The sequence below is a fragment of the Marinobacter nanhaiticus D15-8W genome, from assembly GCF_036511935.1.
GTDB lineage: Bacteria > Pseudomonadota > Gammaproteobacteria > Pseudomonadales > Oleiphilaceae > Marinobacter_A > Marinobacter_A nanhaiticus.
In genome coordinates, this window is sequence record NZ_AP028878.1 from 3,765,496 (window position 1) to 3,782,780 (window position 17,285).

Annotated in this window: 17 protein-coding genes; 5 read left to right on the top strand and 12 right to left on the bottom strand. The window is 59.9% G+C overall.

Annotated elements, in window-relative coordinates; all coding sequences use genetic code 11:
- Positions 1-37: 37 nt before the first annotated feature.
- The 8 genes from cynS to RE428_RS16935 form a co-directional block, all read right to left on the bottom strand.
- A complete protein-coding gene (gene cynS, locus RE428_RS16900) occupies positions 38-478 on the bottom strand; it encodes a cyanase (protein ID WP_004583114.1) in 441 nt (146 codons plus the stop codon).
- Positions 479-672: 194 nt separating this feature from the next.
- Positions 673-1,737, bottom strand: a complete 1,065-nt coding sequence (locus tag RE428_RS16905) for a proline racemase family protein (protein WP_004583115.1) — start codon at positions 1,735-1,737, stop codon at positions 673-675.
- A 378-nt stretch (positions 1,738-2,115) separates the two neighbouring features.
- Complete coding sequence (locus tag RE428_RS16910) at positions 2,116-3,252, bottom strand: AI-2E family transporter (RefSeq protein ID WP_004583116.1); 1,137 nt, start codon at positions 3,250-3,252, stop codon at positions 2,116-2,118.
- Positions 3,253-3,417: 165 nt separating this feature from the next.
- On the bottom strand, positions 3,418-4,305 hold the full coding sequence (mmsB, locus tag RE428_RS16915; protein WP_004583117.1) for a 3-hydroxyisobutyrate dehydrogenase: 888 nt from the start codon (positions 4,303-4,305) through the stop codon (positions 3,418-3,420).
- Between the two features lie 173 nt (positions 4,306-4,478).
- Entirely contained in the window at positions 4,479-5,552 is a 1,074-nt protein-coding gene (locus RE428_RS16920; protein WP_004583118.1) for an enoyl-CoA hydratase/isomerase family protein, read from the bottom strand.
- Between the two features lie 12 nt (positions 5,553-5,564).
- Positions 5,565-6,344, bottom strand: a complete 780-nt coding sequence (locus tag RE428_RS16925) for an enoyl-CoA hydratase (RefSeq protein WP_004583119.1) — start codon at positions 6,342-6,344, stop codon at positions 5,565-5,567.
- A gap of 44 nt (positions 6,345-6,388) precedes the next feature.
- On the bottom strand, positions 6,389-7,555 hold the full coding sequence (locus RE428_RS16930) for an acyl-CoA dehydrogenase family protein (protein ID WP_004583120.1): 1,167 nt from the start codon (positions 7,553-7,555) through the stop codon (positions 6,389-6,391).
- Between the two features lie 11 nt (positions 7,556-7,566).
- A complete protein-coding gene (locus RE428_RS16935) occupies positions 7,567-9,057 on the bottom strand; it encodes a CoA-acylating methylmalonate-semialdehyde dehydrogenase (protein ID WP_004583121.1) in 1,491 nt (496 codons plus the stop codon).
- A 179-nt stretch (positions 9,058-9,236) separates the two neighbouring features.
- Here RE428_RS16935 and RE428_RS16940 point away from each other — a divergent pair, with 179 nt between their 5' ends.
- The 3 genes from RE428_RS16940 (at position 9,237) to RE428_RS16950 (ending at position 11,852) form a co-directional block, all read left to right on the top strand.
- The gene (locus tag RE428_RS16940; RefSeq protein ID WP_004583122.1) at positions 9,237-10,112 is read left to right on the top strand and encodes an AraC family transcriptional regulator; all 876 of its coding nucleotides are present in this window, start codon (positions 9,237-9,239) and stop codon (positions 10,110-10,112) included.
- Positions 10,113-10,224: 112 nt separating this feature from the next.
- Complete coding sequence (locus tag RE428_RS16945) at positions 10,225-10,650, top strand: SRPBCC family protein (RefSeq protein ID WP_004583123.1); 426 nt, start codon at positions 10,225-10,227, stop codon at positions 10,648-10,650.
- Between the two features lie 263 nt (positions 10,651-10,913).
- Positions 10,914-11,852 carry an AEC family transporter gene (locus tag RE428_RS16950; protein ID WP_004583124.1) on the top strand — a complete coding sequence of 313 codons (939 nt, stop codon included), beginning with the start codon at positions 10,914-10,916 and terminating at the stop codon, positions 11,850-11,852.
- A 98-nt stretch (positions 11,853-11,950) separates the two neighbouring features.
- Here the strand turns inward: RE428_RS16950 and RE428_RS16955 are convergent, their stop codons facing one another.
- Both RE428_RS16955 and RE428_RS16960 read right to left on the bottom strand, forming a co-directional pair.
- On the bottom strand, positions 11,951-12,619 hold the full coding sequence (locus RE428_RS16955) for a class I SAM-dependent methyltransferase (protein WP_004583125.1): 669 nt from the start codon (positions 12,617-12,619) through the stop codon (positions 11,951-11,953).
- Positions 12,620-12,748: 129 nt separating this feature from the next.
- Positions 12,749-13,333 carry a histidine phosphatase family protein gene (locus RE428_RS16960; protein ID WP_004583126.1) on the bottom strand — a complete coding sequence of 195 codons (585 nt, stop codon included), beginning with the start codon at positions 13,331-13,333 and terminating at the stop codon, positions 12,749-12,751.
- A 129-nt stretch (positions 13,334-13,462) separates the two neighbouring features.
- On the opposite strand from RE428_RS16960, the gene RE428_RS16965 reads away from it, so the two are divergent.
- Both RE428_RS16965 and RE428_RS16970 read left to right on the top strand, forming a co-directional pair.
- Complete coding sequence (locus tag RE428_RS16965; RefSeq protein WP_004583127.1) at positions 13,463-13,912, top strand: YaiI/YqxD family protein; 450 nt, start codon at positions 13,463-13,465, stop codon at positions 13,910-13,912.
- Positions 13,913-14,249: 337 nt separating this feature from the next.
- Positions 14,250-16,055 carry an ABC transporter ATP-binding protein gene (locus tag RE428_RS16970; protein ID WP_004583128.1) on the top strand — a complete coding sequence of 602 codons (1,806 nt, stop codon included), beginning with the start codon at positions 14,250-14,252 and terminating at the stop codon, positions 16,053-16,055.
- Here RE428_RS16970 and RE428_RS16975 read toward each other — a convergent pair.
- Positions 16,037-16,786 carry a ZIP family metal transporter gene (locus RE428_RS16975; protein WP_004583129.1) on the bottom strand — a complete coding sequence of 250 codons (750 nt, stop codon included), beginning with the start codon at positions 16,784-16,786 and terminating at the stop codon, positions 16,037-16,039. The genes RE428_RS16970 and RE428_RS16975 overlap by 19 nt on opposite strands.
- A 46-nt stretch (positions 16,787-16,832) precedes the next feature.
- Positions 16,833-17,048, bottom strand: coding sequence for a dodecin (locus RE428_RS16980; RefSeq protein ID WP_004583130.1), 216 nt, complete (start codon positions 17,046-17,048; stop codon positions 16,833-16,835).
- Positions 17,049-17,285 lie beyond the last annotated feature (237 nt).

Sequence of the window (17,285 nt, forward strand, 5' to 3'; positions counted from 1 at the left end):
AATAGCAAACCTCAAGCCGAAACAAGTGGTCTCCGCCTCACCATTTCTTGTAAGGCAAGAACTTTCCACTCATGGTCACCACCACCCGATCCCCCGCCGGATTCTCTTCTTTATCCACCGCCATGGTGAAATCGATCGCGCTCATGATGCCGTCGCCAAATTTCTCGTGAATCAACGCCTTCAGGGTATCGCCATACACCCCGGTGACTTCATAGAAACGATAGATCAACGGGTCCTGCGGCACGCTCCAGTCCCAGCTCTTGTATGGACAGTCCTGCAACGCATCGGCGACCTCTTTATCAAGCCCAAGGGTCTCGCACACGGCCATGGCCTTGTCCTCCGTCATGCTGTTGGAACCAAAGCAGGCTGAGGTCGTGAATACCGGCGACAGGCCAATCGCGCTGGCCAACGCCTCCCAGGTCATGCCCTTGGTAGATTTCGCCTCCAGGATCTTGGCAGTCATCATTTCTTTATCCATAACCTATCCCCTTTCTGAGTCACGCGCACCGTAATGGCGCATCAATGCCGGCAAAGCAGGGGCTTGCCGGCCAACGAGATCTGCATGGAGGGGAATGGTGCAAGACGTGCGCCACCATCAGGCTCGCGCAGAGGCGGGAGGAATCTGGGGCCCATAACCTGACCGGGGCCCCGTTTTCAGGCAGGCTGGGCGGGCTAACCCGGCTCGGTATCCAGGACATCCTCAAGATCGGTAGCATCCACCAGCGGATCATCCAGATCCACTACGATCTCAGAACGTGCGAGAGTCCAGGCCTTGCCGGTGATCGTGCTGTTCATCGCCCGGTATCCGGCAACCGTATCGGGGCCGAGAACCGTGCCGACAAACGAACTGCCCCGGGGGGAGACGGTTTCCAGCCACTGGCCGTCCTTGATCTCGCCATCTTCATACATCAGCGCCATCCGCGCCGATGTCCCGGTGCCCGTCGGACTGCGGCAGATTACGCCGGGGTGCACGTAGGTGGCCGACCTCGAACGGAAGCCGTTGTCGTCCACTTTATCCACCGGGCCCATGAAGTGCGCAAAGGGCAGCGGCCCCACCGCGCCCAGCTCCGGATGTTCCTGGGTCACCTGGGGGCGGGCCGCGGTAACCAGGGCATGGCCGAACGCAGCCATGGCCGGCATCTCATCCGCGGTTATCTTAAAACCCTGCTCGGTCGCGTCCACCAGGACAAAATAGGCGCCACTCCAGACCAGGTCGTAACGCACCTTGCCGTAGTGCGGGACATCCACCACCTCGTTGCGCGCCGCAACATAGGCAGGCTCGCAACGTGTCGTGACCGAGTGCGTGCGCCCGTTATGGTTGTGAGCGGTCACATGCGCCAAACCGGCGGGTGATTCGAGAACCAGCGTCTGCTCACCTTCTTCCATCGGCACGATGCCGCTCTGCAATACGGCAGCCGCCGTGCAGATCGTATTGGAACCGGAATACAACGGATACCCCATCGCTTCCATAATGATGTAGCCAGCCTGTGCCTTGGGGTGGGCCGGCTCGACGATCAGGTCCAGCGACATATAGGGATCGCCGTAGGGTTCTGACAGTAGCAAACGGCGGAAACCGTCGCCGTGCTCCTGAATATAACGCATTTTCTCCAGTACCGAGCCGCCGGGAAGATGCCCAACACCACGAGTGATAATGCGACTGACATCGCCGCCGGACTGCATGTCCACCAAGCCGATGGTACGCATCCGGTGCTTGGAGTTGCCGGGTTTATCTAGCATAGGCTGCACCTACCTCTTCACGCTTACTGTCCGGAACCACAACGGGGTTACCAATGGATTTGGGACGCCGAGGCCTTCCGGTCTCATGAAGCGGGACGGCCCGTACGTCCGATGCGATCGAGCCTGGTCGCTGCCGTCGCCGACCTAACGTAACACCCGGCGCAGAACCGCGAACCAGCCGTGGAACCCCGGCAGCCCAACCATCGAGCTCATCGTGCACAACATAGGTTAGGGCATCTGGCAACCACAATCATAGTCCATCAGGCGCAGAAGAAGGTCGTAATATCCGAAGTGGGCATACTCAACGACGAGGGAGCGGCTGAGAGAGGAGGGAGCAAGGTCCGCTCCGGACATAAGCTTGCCGGAGCGGACGTGGCGTTATCGTGCGATAACGCGATAGATCGGCCTTAAGGTAGGAATCTGGCGCAGCACCACCTGGATAACAGTCATCAGCGGCACCGCCATGAGCACACCGATAGCGCCCCAGAGCCAGCCCCAGAAGAAGATCGACAGGAAAATCACCACAGGATTGATGGACATACGGAAGCCGTGGATATAGGGCTCGATAAAGAACCCCACTAACGATGTGAGCGCCAGGTAGCCCAATGGCGCAACGGCCATCATCCAGAGCTCGTCGAGGGTGGTCGCCGAAATTACGGCCAGTAAGCCAATAGTGCCGATCACGCCAAGATAGGGTACGAAGCGGGCGAGACCGGCAATCAGCCCCCAAACCGCCGGCGATGGCAGCCCCACGGCCCAGCACATCAAACCGGTCAGCAAGCCAACCAGGAAGTTGCTGGTGCTGATCACGGCCAGGTACTGGGCGATCTGGCTCTGGGAATCACGTACAACGCGCAAAACCATGCGCTGATCATTGCGGGGAAGCTGCCTGACGAAATTACGTATCAGACTGTCGCCGCTAACCAACAGGAAATAGCTTAGGGCCAACGCCAGTGCCAGACCGGTCAAGCCATTACGGACTTTAGTGAACAGGGTCTGCTGCCACGAGTTGGATTGCACCACTACCTTGGTCGGCTCATCGCCTTCCGAGAGGCTTTCCATCTGCTCCTGTACTTTTCGGGCTGATTTGGTGACCTGTTCCAGACTTGCGGTAATACCGCCGCCGCCTCCAACCAGCAAGCGGGACATACTTTCCGGGGCCTTCTCGATCCATTTCATCACGGGTTTGGAGACGGCCCAGCCGATTCCGGCCATTCCGGCCAGCAGCCCAAGGATCAGAACAAGCGCCGTCACGCCCCGCGGAATGCGCCAGCGACGGCGCGCACCACGAACCGCCGGAGCCATCAGGAGACTGGTGAGTACAGCAAGGGTAATCGGCAGGATAATCTGGTGCGCTACGTATAAGGTGTAGAGCACACCGAGGATAAAGATGCCGTATAGAGGTGTCGCCAGATCACCGCTGGATGCCAACTGCCGGAGCAGTTTTCTGCCTTTCTGTTCCTTACTGTTATTGCCGTTGTAGTCGTCAGTATTATTATCCGGCGTTTCCGTCATCCAGGGCTCCCTCTGCGGCCTATTGCCATCCGGACGGCAATAGGCCGTCCCGGTCAATCGGTTACTCTATGGGGTCCTTGTTATGGATGTCCAGATAACCAGGTTAATGTGGGCTCGAATTCGCAGACCGGCATCCCGCGCGAGGAATACCGGCCCACCATGGCATCACTCCCCCCGGTAGAAACGCTGGATACTGGAAAAGTCCAGTCGACCGTTCCCCTGCTGCCCATGCAGCGCATAGAGGTTGCGCGCAAGGGAACCCATGGGAATGGGCGCCTTGTTCTTCACAGCATTGTCGAAAGCCAGCCCCAGGTCCTTGTTCATCAGATCCACAAGGAAACCGCCCTGATAGTCGTTGGATGCAGGTACGCCTTCCATCACACCGGGCCAGGGGTTATAGACGTTGAGCGCCCAGTTGCCGCCGGAGCTCTGGCGCATGATTTCAGACAGAACGGCAGGATCCAGGCCGTTCTTCGCGCCCAGGGCCAAAGCTTCGCAAGTGCCGTTCATCAGGATCGCCAGCAGCATGTTGTTGCAGAGCTTGGCCACCTGCCCTGCGCCGTGCGGACCGGCGTGGAAGATGTTCTTGCCCATGTCCTGCAGGATCGGTTTGGCGCGCTCGAAGGCCGCTTCTTCGCCACCGCAGATAAACGTCAGCGTACCCGCTTTGGCACCACCGACACCGCCGGATACCGGCGCATCCAGGAAAGCAATGTCCTGCTTGACCGCACGCTCGGCCACGACACGCGCCGTTTCGGGTGCGATGGTCGACGAGTCGATCACCAGGGTGGAAGACGGCAGGCTGTTCAACAAACCATCATCGCCCAGGTAGACCGCCTCGACGTGCTCCCCTGCCGGCAACATGGTGATCAGGCACTCAGCGCCTTTGGCCGCATCGTGGATATTCGGGGCCGTCTTGGCGCCGGCCTCTTCCAGGGTTTTCATGGCGTCTTCGGACAGGTCGAAGACGGTGACGGTGTGACCGGCCTTGAGCAGGTTGAGGGCCATAGGGCCGCCCATGTTGCCCAGGCCGATAAAGGTGATGTTGGCCATTTTTCGTTCTCCTTGTTCTTGTTGGTTGCCCGGTACTTTGAGTATTTTTTAGGCAGCCTTTCGGCCTGCTCCGAAGCTGAAGCGTCGGCTACACTTCCCGGCAAACTCGAGTATGTAGCAGAAGCTTCAGCTTCTGAGGCACCAAAGGTGCCCGATCGCTCTTTCTAACAAAGCTACTCGAAGAAGCTCTCCACCCACGCCGGATCCATCGCCCGCAGCGACGGATAGCGCCAGCGAGGGTTCTTGTCCTTGTCGATCAGCAATGCCCGGATGCCTTCGGCAAATTCACCTTTCTGCAGGCAGCGAATCGACAGGTTCAGCTCCTTGTCGAAGACGGCTCTCAGGCCGTCAAGCCGGGTTTCACGGAGCTGCCGTTCGAGGATCGCCATGGTGGTGGGCGAACCGGTTTTCGCGGTCTGCGACGCGCGCTGGAACCATTCGTCATCGCCGTCGTAGGCGGCGATGCGCTCCACCTGGGTCGCCAGGTCGTCGGCATCCATCAACTGCTGGATCGCGTCGCGACGTTCCCGCACGGCAGACGACGGCATCGCGCTCACCGACTCCCGTTCGAACGTCCGCAACACCTGGGTTACCCCCGCGTGGGCGTTGGTTGCCAATTCAGTCGAAGCCAGCAAGCCCTCAAGAACAGCCTCCCGCTGATCGTTACGGATCATTCGGTCCGCCATACCCAGGTAGCAGGCATCCGCGGCGTTGAGGTGCACACCGGTCACACCAATGAAGAGACCCAACTTCCCGGGCATGTGATTCAGGAACCAGCTTGCGCCCACATCCGGATAGAGGCCGATGGTCACTTCCGGCATGGCCACCCGGGATTTTTCGGTGACAACCCGGTGCGAGGCGCCGGCCAGAAGGCCCACGCCGCCGCCCATGACGAAACCATGGCCCCAGGCGACGACAGGCTTGGGATAGGTGTGAATCTGGTAGTCGAGGGCATATTCCTCGGTAAAGAACGCCACCCCCTCGTCCGGCCCCGCGCTGCCCTCGGTCATCGAGCGGTAGAGCGCAACGATGTCGCCACCCGCGCAAAAGGCCTTGTCGCCAGCACCTTCCAGCCAGACGGCGGCGATACCATCATCCTTCGCCCACTCGTCGAGCTGACGCTCCAAATCACGAATCATGGGCAGCGAAATCGAATTCAGCGCCTTGGGCTGATTGAGAATGGCGACACCAATGCGCTTGCCACCGGCGGCCGCCTTCTCCTCAAAAATGATTGGTTGTTCAGGCATGCTTGCTCCTGATTAACGGTTCTTCCATTCGGGTGTGCGCTTTTCCAGAAACGCATTGACCCCTTCGCTCTGGTCTTCGGTCGAGAACAGCTCGACGAACAGTTCACGCTCCATACGCCAGCCGTCTGCGTGGGAGCGACCATCGCGGGCGCTCATGACCAACGTCTTGCAACGGGCAATGGAAGAAGGACTTTGCTTGCAGGCCCCTTCCGCCAGTTCGATGGCCTTGTCCAGGGACTGGCCGGCAGGCACGACTTCTTCCACCAGACCGATGGCCAGTGCCTTGTCTGCCTTCACCCGTTCGCCGCAAAGGATCATCCGTTTGGCCCAGCCCTCGCCCACCAGCCACGGCAGGTTCTGGGTACCGCCAGCGCAAGGCAGCAAACCAACACCGGCTTCCGGCAACGCCATCTGGGCGTGCTCTTCGGCGATGCGGATATCACAGGCCATGGCGCATTCCAGACCACCGCCCATGGCATAGCCGTTGACCGCTGCGATGGATACGCCGCGGAAACCGCTCAGGGTTTCAAAAGCCTGGCCAAAAGCCTGGGCCATGCGGTTGGCGCGGCCTTCGTCGCCATCTGCGAAGATCTTCAGGTCGGCGCCGGCGGAGAAGAACTTCTCACCCTCGCCGGTGATCACCAACGCATAGATATTGCGGTCGGCATTGAGGGATTCGATGATTTCCGTCAGTTGGCCCAGGGACTGTTCGGTCCAGGTATTGGCCGGCGGATTGGCGATGGTCAGGATCGCCACATGGCCGCGGTTCTCGAGCTGGATCAGGTCGCTCATTCGTTATTCTCCTTTTGGGAACATCTGGGTGAACCAGATGCTCCTTATCGAATTGCCTCCGCAACGCCGGCCTCAAGGACCCGGCGCGCGATGATCAGTCGCATGATTTCGTTGGTGCCTTCAAGAATCTGGTGTACCCGCAGGTCACGCAGGTAACGCTCCAGCGGATACTCGCGGATATAACCGTAGCCACCATGCAGCTGCAGCGCCTGGTTACAGACGTCGAAACAGGCGTCCGTGGCGAAGCGCTTGGCCATGGCACAGTAGAGGCGGGCTTCGGGATCGGCGTGATCCAGTTTCCAGGCCGCCAACCGTACCATCTGGCGTGACGCGACCAGATCGGTCGCCATGTCCGCCAGCTTGAACTGCAACGCCTGGAAATCGGCCAATGGCTGACCAAACTGACTGCGCTCGTGGAGATAGTCCCGGGAGCGGGTCAGCGCCGCCTGGGCGCCGCCGAGGGAACAGGTCGCGATGTTGAGTCGGCCACCATCCAGGCCTTTCATGGCGATACGGAAGCCTTCACCTTCCTCGCCCAGGCGGTTTTCTGCCGGTACGTAAACATTATCGAAACTGACCTGACGGGTCGGCTGACTATGCCACCCCATCTTCTCTTCGGACTTACCGTAGTGAATGCCTTCGGCGTTGGCCGGCACCACAAAGGCGGAAATGCCCTTGGCGCCGCTGTCCGGCACACCGGTCCGTGCCATGACCACCAGCATCTGCGTCGCACCGGCGCCGGAGATGAACACCTTGGAGCCGGTCAGCCGGTAGCCGTTATCGTCCCGGACCGCCTTGGTCTGCAGGTTGGCCGCATCCGAGCCCGCGCCCGGTTCGGTCAGGCAGTAAGACCCCAGGTACTCGCCACTGGCCATGCGCGGGGCGATGGCATCCTTGACCGCCTCGGAGCCGAATTGGGCCACCATCCAGGTGGCCATGTTATGGATCGTGATGTAGGCGGCAGTGGACGGACAGGCGGCGGCCAGTTCCTCGACGATGATCGAGGTATCCAGCCGCGACAGGCCCATGCCACCGCAGGTTTCAGGTGTGTAGATGCCGCAGAAGCCGAGCTCGCCCGCTTCTCGGATCACCTCCACCGGAAACGTATGGTCGATGTCCCAGCCGGCGGCATGGGGCGCCATGGCCTTCTCGGCGAAGGCCCGGGCCGCATCACGGTATGCCAGTTGGTCTTCGTTCAGCGCGAAATCCATACCGGCCACCCTTACCGCATCTGGATGGAGAAGTTCGGTCCGGAGACCGCTTCACTGGAGAACCAGCGGGCGGTGATGGTCTTGGTTTCGGTATAGAACTTCACCGCCTGCTTGCCGTAGGCATGCTGGTCGCCGTAGAACGAGCCCTTCCAGCCGGTGAAGGAGAAGAACGGCAGGGGTACCGGGATGGGAATATTGATCCCGACCTGGCCCACGTCGATATCGTGCTGGAAGCGACGGGCGGCTCCGCCTGAGCTGGTAAAGAGGGAGGTTCCGTTGCCGTAGGGGCTCTGGTTGACCAGATCGATCGCTTCACCCAGGGAATCCACCTCCATGCAGCTCAGGACCGGCCCAAAGATTTCTTCCTTGTAGATGCTCATCTCAGGCTTGACGCCGGCGAACAGTGTCGGCCCCACCCAGTTGCCATCCGGCAATCCGTCCACGGTGCACCCACGGCCATCCAGGAGAAGGCGTGCGCCTTCCTGCTCGCCCTGGCCGATCAACTGTTCGATGCGATCCTTGGCCTTGCCGCTGATCACTGGCCCGTAGCTGGCACCGGAGTCATTCCAGGCACCCGGGCGAACCTTGGCCATGGCTTCTTTCAATTCCGGAATCCACTCCTGGGCCTCACCGACGAACACGGCCACGGAAATCGCCATGCAGCGCTGACCTGCCGCCCCAACGGAGGCGCCCACAAGAGCACTGATCACCTGCTGCTTGTCGGCATCCGGCATGATCACCATATGGTTCTTGGCACCGGCAAAGCTCTGGACACGCTTCATGTTCCTGGTGCCCGTTTCATAGATATAGCGGCCAACCGGCACGGAACCGACGAAAGAGACCGCCTTGATCGCCGGGTCAGTCAGCAGCTTGTCTACCTGAGGCTTGGCACCATGGATCACCTGCAGCACGCCCTTGGGTGCGCCGGCTTCCTCGAACAGTTCCGCCAGACGGGTCGGTGTCAGAGGATCCTGCTCGGACGGCTTGAGGATAAAGGTGTTACCGGCCGCAATAGCCATGGGGAACATCCACAGCGGGATCATCGCTGGGAAATTGAACGGCGTAATACCGGCACAAACGCCCAGCGGCTGGGTGTAGGAATAGGTATCGATCTCGCGGGCCACGTTCTCGACAGTTTCACCCATCATCAGGGACGGAATGTTGGCCGCATGTTCGACCACTTCGATACCGCGCCACACATCGCCCTTGGCATCCTCGAAGGTCTTGCCGGTTTCCTGGGACAGGATTTCGGCAATCTCGTCGTGGTGTTCCTTCAGCAGCGCCTGGTAGCGCATCATCAGGCGCGCCCGCTCGGAAACCGGTGTTTCCTTCCAGCTCTTGAACACCTCGCCAGCGTTGGCGATGGCACGCTGCATCTCGTCTTCTGTGGCGCAGGGTACCTGGGCAATCACTTCGTTGGTGGCAGGGTTGGTGACATCGATCCAGTCGTTGGTGGCGCTCTGGCAGAACTCGCCTTCGATGAAGAGTGGCACTTTTTTCATGATCATTCCCCAGTTGTTTTTGTAAGCAAGGAGTTGCCGACCATGCCGCCGGGGCAGCTGGACGGCCCATTTGAAATGATCCTAGCACAGCATTCTGACGGGAAAGATTGACTAAATTTCGTCCGTGATGGACTATTTTTCGATTACCTACAAGAACAGCGTGAAGGCCGCCAACGATAATGACCCGCACCTCGCAATGGCCGCTGCCACAGGACAGCATCCGCTACGTGATCCCCTCCCGGATGATTGCCATGCTTGCCAGCCATCCGTTGACCCGGGATCTCTACCCCCTGGCCTTCGGCCACTATCGGCAGGCCTATGGCCACCACATGCACCGCCAGCATCACGATGACGACCTGCTGATCTACTGCACCGACGGCCTGGCGCACCTGAACGTGGAAGGGGAAAGCTACCGGATCGAGGCCGGCGACCTGCTCCTGCTGCCCAGGGGCGCCAGCCATCGGTATACGGCGGATAACGAAAAACCCTGGAGCCTGCACTGGGTTCATTTCGCTGGTGGACTGGCGCCGGCATTCTGCGAGCATATGGGTTTTTCGGCGCAGGCACTGGTGCGCCATGTCGGCCAACAGCCGCGCCTGCTGGTGGATTTCAACGGCCTGCTTTCAGTGCAACAGACCGGCTTTCGCCCCGCCGGGCTGATCCATGCCGCCAATCGCCTGCGCCAGCTGTTGTCAGCCGTCACGCTATGCACCGAACCCCTGGCCCACCGCCAGCCACTGGACCTGGACAGCATCCACGGTTTCATGAAGGAACACCTGGACAAGCGCCTGTCCCTGGAACATTTGGCGGAACTCAGCGGGCTGTCGCCGGCCCACTTCGCCACCCGTTACCGCTCGATCACCGGCGTGGCCCCCATCCAGCACTTCCTGCATCTGAAGGTGGAGCGCGCCTGTCAGTTGCTGGATAACTCGGACCTGTCCTTCCGGACCATCAGCGACAGCCTCGGTTATGAGGACAGCTACTATTTCTCGCGGCTGTTCAAGAAGGTGATGGGGATATCGCCCCGAGATTACCGGCACACGCGGCGGCACTGAGTGGGCCGCTCGGTGTCAAAAAGGCCAGATCATCATTGCGGCAAACCGGCCACTTTTGTTCCTGTGCAAAACTGTTTAGTCTGACCATTCCATAACAATAACGGACCACCACATGGCGAGCTATACCATTGAAATACAGGAACAATACGACCTTCCACGGGAGCGGGTATTCCAGCTGTTTGCCGATCACAATCAGATAGGCGATATCCTCGGCGCGCCGGTCAAGCGGATCAAGGACAGTGATCAGGCAGACCCCAACGGTGTCGGCTCCGTACGCAAGGTGGGCATGGGTCCCATCAGCCTTGAAGAAACCGTTATCGCCTTCGAACCGGACGCGCTGATCGAATACACCGTGACCAGCATGAGCCCGATCCGCAATCATTTGGGTCGGATCCGGTTCGACGAACTCAACGGCAGGACGGTCGTCAACTACACCATCCGCTTCGATGATCTCATTCCGTTCAGCGGGAAGGTGATCAGTGTCGGCCTGGAACAGGCCATTCGCCGCGGTATGAAAAAAGTTCCAAAACTGGCCTGACCTTCCGTGAGCCTCGAGTAGACCAGAGAGCAGCTATGGATGGGCGGGAACACCCCGCCCCCTCCTCGGGGCGCTAGCCAGCTCCTCCGGTTCGTGCCGTAAGCACGTTGCCCTGTTGTCCGTGGGCGCCCTTCACCAACTAAAGTCACCTTACTCAACCCTACGATCTTTGGTGAAGTAGTACACTCGGCCAGTGGTTGAGCCTGCGGCTGCGGCGCCATACTTCTGTCCTCAACGCTGGAACACACCGGAAAGGAGCTCAATTGCTCGGCATTCTGTCCACCACGGCGCCCATATTCATGCTGATCGCGCTGGGCTACGTTGCAGTGCGCAGCCGACTGTTCCCAGCCGAAGGTGTTCACGGCCTCGGTCGCTTCGTGCTGTATTTCGCCCTGCCCGCGCTGATCTTCACCACGATCACCCAGATGAAGTTCAGCGAGGTGGTCGATCCGTCTTACCTGACGGTTTATGGTCTTGGCTCCATCCTGTCGTTCCTGACAGGGCTCAGTTTCAGCAAGTTCGTCCTCTCGGATTCCCTGGCCCGCGGCGGCATCAAGGGCATCGGCATGGCTGTTTCCAACAGTGCGTTCTTCGGCTATCCCGTTTTGCTCCTGACATTCGACCATCCACCGACCAATGCGTTTGCGATGTGCGTGATGATCGAAAACGTGGTTATCCTGCCGCTGGCGCTTATGGCTATCGAATACAGCGAGGGGCGACGTCATGGGACAGGCCTTGTCACCGCTCTCCGCTCGATGGCCACACGAGTCGCACGCAATCCACTGGTAATCGCCATCGTCAGCGGTATCGCCATTTCTGCGGCCGGGCTCGGTATTCCCGACGTTATCAACAAGAGCCTGGATATGCTGGGACGCACGTCAGCAGCGGTTGCGCTGTTCGTGGTTGGGGCATCGCTGGTAGGCAATTCGGTGCGGGGGAACATCGGCGAGATCGGCATGGTGGCCATCGGCAAGCTGACGGTACACCCACTCATGATGGTCCTACTGGTCTGGCTACTGCCGGACTTCGATCCAGACCTTCAGAAAGCCGCGATCCTGATGGCCGCCATGCCGATGATGAGTGTCTATCCGATTATCGGCAGCAGTTACGGCTTCCGGAACCTGTGTTCGAGCATCCTGGTAGTGGCGACCCTGTCTTCGTTCGTGACGATATCGGTTGTCATGGGTCTACTGTTCCAGTGAGCAGTCCGAATGCTCGTCGTCGTTGTAAGCCGTTTCTTTAAATAAAGAACCCCAGACATGAATCATGGCTGGGGTCCAGGAACGCCATTGCGGCAGTATCAATGGGTCAGCGGCTTGTGGAACAGCGCCACATCCTTCGCTGGAACCTCCAGCTCCCACCCCATGGCACGGGCCAACCATTGCAGCGTAGTCTCGCGGTAGAACACCACATGGGTCGGGTCGCGCCGATAGTGCCAGTTGGCAAAACGGGCATCGTCCGTCTGGAAGCAGGTCATCACACCCAGCCAGCCGCCGGGCTTGAGCAATGCGTCCAGTTGCTGGAAGACCTGGTGGGGGTTATGCAGATGCTCGATCACCTCTGTACAGGTGATGAAATCGTAACGCCGCGCCAGGGTTTCCGGGTTCGGCGCGTAAAACGGGTCATAGAGCGATACCTCCATCCCCTTGGCGGCCAACATCTTGGCCAGCGCAGGCCCTGGGCCACAGCCGAAATCCAGGCCATGGGCTTCATCAGGCGCCCGGGTCAGGATCGGGTCCACAAGCTTTGACAGGAAACGCTGGTAACCCGAATCGTCCGGGTTGTTATCGTGCAGGTCGTAGATCTGTTTTTCCGCATCCCTGTCCAGCCAGTGCTCAGGCGCCATGAGCGTGGCTTCACAGCGACCGCAACGCCAATACGGCACGTCGCTGACAACCTCGAGCAGGCGCAGGGCAGCTTCCTGGCATACGGAACACTGTGCGGGTGCAATCGGTTGTTCGGAAATCATGAGTCTCCCTGCCCGTCCCAGCGGGACAGACGTTGTTGATGGTTTACGAACGGAATGGAGCGCCAGTGTCCATGTTGAACCGGCCCCCTTCAATACGCCCTAGCCGCAATATCGATGGAGCGCCTTCCCCTACTGCGTCGTTTCCGGCATGACCCGCGCGAGCACGTCATTATCCTCGTCGAGTGGCAGCGCCAGGATCACACCTTCGCCGGAGCGGGTATAGGCATCCGCCAATGCAGAGATATTCACCTGATGCGATACCAGAACGATAGGCTGACCGGAGGGCAGTTCGTTGACATTCTTCACCGTCTGCCGGGTTTGGGCGGCGCGATCGCCCTGACCGCCGAAGAAGGAGTTGAGCGAACTCATAATCGCCACTTCGCCGATATTCATCAGTTCGGCGGTTTCCTTGCACCGGCACCAGGCGCTGGAGAAAACCTGGGCCTCATTGATGCCGTGACTTTCCAGGAATTCGCCCCAGTCCCGAGCCTGTTGGCGCCCGACATCGTTCAGGTTGCGCTGGGTATTACAGTCATTGACCTCAAAATGGTCAGGATCGCCGACACCCGGCGCCAGCGCGTGACGCAGGATCAGTACCGCCTCGCCATCCCGCAGCGCCTGCCATGCCGCGGCATCGTCCGCTGTGGCGAACGGAGCATTGAACAGGCAGAGCAAGGCAAGAACCGGCAACAGAACGCGAAAATGACGAAACATGGCCTCTCCTCCAAGCGGGCGCCTCCTTGGTTTAAGCTACGACCAAACCCGCCAATTTGCTCACTCCGCACGGTGTTCTCGTGGGCAAATCGGAGTATCCTCAGCGGCATTCATCGAGGAGAACCGACTATGCCAATCTGGGTCGACGCCGATGCCTGCCCGGTCCCCATCCGCGAAATCCTGTGCCGCGCAGCCAACCGCTGGAAAGTGGACACAACCTTCGTGGCCAACCAGAGCGTGCGGGTACCGCCCTCGCCCTTCATCCGCACGCGCCAGGTGGCCCGGGGATTCGACGTCGCCGATCGCGAAATCGTCGATCAGCTCAGCAGCGGCGATCTGGTCGTCACCCAGGATATTCCCCTGGCCGCAGAGGCCATCGAAAAGGGCGCCGCCGCCCTGAGCCCACGCGGTCAACCGTTTACACCGGACAACATCCGCCAGCGCCTGGCCATGCGCAACTTTATGGAAGAATTGCGCAACGCCGGCCAGGTCACCGGTGGCCCATCCAGCTTCTCACAGACAGACCGCAAGGCGTTTGCCGATCAGTTGGATCGGTGGCTACAGAAGCACGCGCGCTAGTGAAACAAATCGACGAACGATCCAGATCACCCCTGAATTCATTATTTACGAGTCCATCCCGAGATTTACCGGAAGGTAAAGGAGCCCCTCGATAAAGAAGGGACGGGGACGTTCCGGTCGTCAAGGCTGCCAGCACGGCCATCCATGGCAGCGGCAGCGAGGGCCTCGCTCCCCTCACGGGGCTAACAGCCTCTCTTTCTCGAAAGCACTTATTGTCACCTGCAACTGATAGCTATTTCTTTTAAGCCAAGCCAATTTCCGCTAGTCTGTGCGCCTTTCCAGGCCTTGTCCCATCTCTTCCTTTCGGCGGTCAGGGCGTCCAAGTCGGAGATTATCCATGTCCAGCAATACCAGCAGTTTCCAGGCCCTCGGCCGTCTGCTTCGCTACGCCCGGGGTTACCGTCGCCAGATCATCGCGGCCACAACCTTCTCGATTATCAACAAGCTGTTTGATATTGCCCCCGAGCTGCTGATCGGCGTGGCCATCGATGTGGTGGTCAACAAGGAAGAAAGCTTCGTTGCCGCAATTGGCTTTACCTCGGCTGAAGAACAAATCGTCGTACTGGGTGTGCTGACCTTCTTTATCTGGGCTGGCGAATCCCTGTTCGAATACCTGTTCCAGGTCGCCTGGCGTAACCTGGCCCAGCGACTGCAGGCCGACCTGCGCCAGGATGCCTACGAACACGCCCAGCGCCTGGACATGCATTTCTTCGAATCCCGCAGCTCCGGCCAGTTGGTCGCGACCATGAACGACGACGTCAACCAGCTCGAGCGCTTCCTGGACGGTGGCGCCAATGCAATTATCCAGGTCGCGGTAACCATCCTCGCCGTTGGCGCGGTGTTCTTCGTCATATCGCCAACCGTCGCCGCCCTCGCCTTCACCCCGATCCCGGTCATCATCTGGGGCGCTTTCTACTTCCAGCGCAAGGCCGGCCCGCTATACGCGGACGTTCGGGATAAGGTGGGTGATCTATCGAGCCGTCTAGCCAACAATCTGGGCGGCATTGCCACCATCAAGAGTTTTACCGCCGAGAAGCGTGAGGCTGAGCGCCTGCGCGAGTCCAGCGACGCCTACGTGGCAGCCAACCAACACGCCATCCGCATCAGCTCTGCCTTCATACCGCTGATTCGCATGGCCGTTCTGGTCGGTTTCCTGGGCACCTTCACGGTTGGCGGGATGATGGCGCTGAACGGAGACCTCAACGTGGGCGCTTACGGCGTACTGGTATTCCTGACTCAACGTCTGCTGTGGCCGCTGACCGGCATGGCCCAGGTTATCGACCTGTTCGAACGCGCCATGGCCAGTACCCGCCGAATCCTCGACCTGATCGCCGAGCCGGTCCATGTGCGCGACCAGGCAAACCAGCCCCTTGCCCAGCCCGTTCAAGGTGCTGTGACCTTCGAGAACGTCCAGTTCCGCTACGCCAACAGTGAGTCCGGCGTACGCGGCATCAGCCTGGATATCACCGCCGGCCATACCCTGGCCCTGGTTGGCGCCACCGGCTCAGGCAAATCGACGCTGATCAAACTGCTACTGCGCTTCTACGATGTCCAGGGCGGCCGCATCCTGATCGATGGCAAGCCGATCCAGGATGTCAGCCTCAAGTCCGTGCGGGAAGCCATCGGCCTGGTCAGCCAGGACGTCTATCTGTTCGAGGGGACCATACGCGACAACATCGCCTATGGCCGGCCGGATGCCACCGATGCGGAAATCATCGAGGCGGCCAAGACCGCTGAAGCCTGGTCCTTTATCGAGAACCTGGCGGACGGCCTGGATACGCCGGTCGGCGAACGCGGCGTGCGCCTCTCCGGCGGCCAGCGCCAGCGGCTGTCCCTGGCCCGCGCCCTGCTGAAGGATCCGCCCATCCTGGTGCTGGACGAAGCCACCAGTGCCGTGGACAACGAAACCGAGGCCGCTATCCAGCGCTCCCTGCGTCGCATCGGCCACAACCGTACGGTGATCATGATCGCCCACCGCCTGTCGACGATTGTCCACGCGGACCAGATTGCGGTGATCGAGGATGGCGAGGTTCGCGAGCGCGGCACCCACGAAGAACTGATCGACCGGGACGGAAGCTATGCCGCCCAGTGGCGCGTACAGACCGGTGCGATGAAGGAAGGGGATCAGGTCGTCGCCAAGTGACCCAGCACCCCGAACAGGAAACCCACAACGGCACCCAGTGAGGGTGCCCAATGCCTCTCCAATCGGGCCTGGGGAGCGATGTCCTGGAAGACCAGGTAGAGGATACCGCCAGACGCAAAGAGCATGATGAACGCGAGCACCGCATCATGCTCTGCCAGCCAGTAATGTCCTACCAAGCCCGCCGCAGGGCCGAGCGGCACCAGCAAGCAGAAGAGAAGCAATACCGTCTTGCCCCTCATGTTCTGGGCAACGCGACCACGCCGGATCTTGTCTGGATCTTCCGAGGCCGTCATCTCGCGGAACGCATTGAATCCTTCCGGCACGTTCTGCAGTGCGATCAGGATAGCCAGCAGTACACCCCCCTCACCGTCGATGGCGAACATGGCGCCCAGCGCCAGGGACTCGGGAATGAAATCCGCCAGCATCGCAATCAACTGCGACACCGAGCCACGGGAGCGGGACAGGATGGCGTCCAGGTAGCCAAAGAAGAGTCCGCCCAGGATCATCGCCAGCGCAATCATCAGGGCGTTACTCGCCGGAAGCGCCTCAGGCACGAGTACCAGGGCAACGGCTGAGAGTAGCGCACCGCCACCGAAGGCGATGACACTATGACGCAGTTCGTTGTCGAGCCAGTTGGGGCCCAAGTGCTCGATGCGCCCGAGCAGGGCTCCCGCGGGCATGGCCGCCCCAGCCAGGGTGGCCAGGACGACAGTGGTCCAGATCGATGTCACTGAATGATCATCCTCGTGCTAACGCCCGCAGCCAGAACTATCAGTTTCAACTGCCTTCGATCCGGAACCCGACTTTAAGGACCACCTGGTAGTGGCCGACTTTCCCATCTTCCACATGGCCGCGGGTCTCGACCACTTCGAACCATTCCACATTCTTGATGCTCTTGCTGCATTCGGTGATAGCGTTGTTGATGGCATCGTCGATGCTGTTGCGGGAGGAACCCACCACTTCAACCTTCTTGTAGACGTGATGATCAGACATCGCGTTCTCCTTACGCTGAAAGTTTTAGAGAGTGTTGAAAGTGTTTAAACGTGTTCGCAAACTCGTACAGCGGGTGAACCCAAACGAGCCTACCCGTGAGTATGGCACACACAACGGCTCCGGTTTCAAATACTTATGAGTGTCCTGCTAACCGTTACTGAAAAGAAAATCTGAACCAATACGCTCCGGGTATATCTAAGAAGCTTCGGAAAAAAGCGTGATACGCCCACGAAAGTC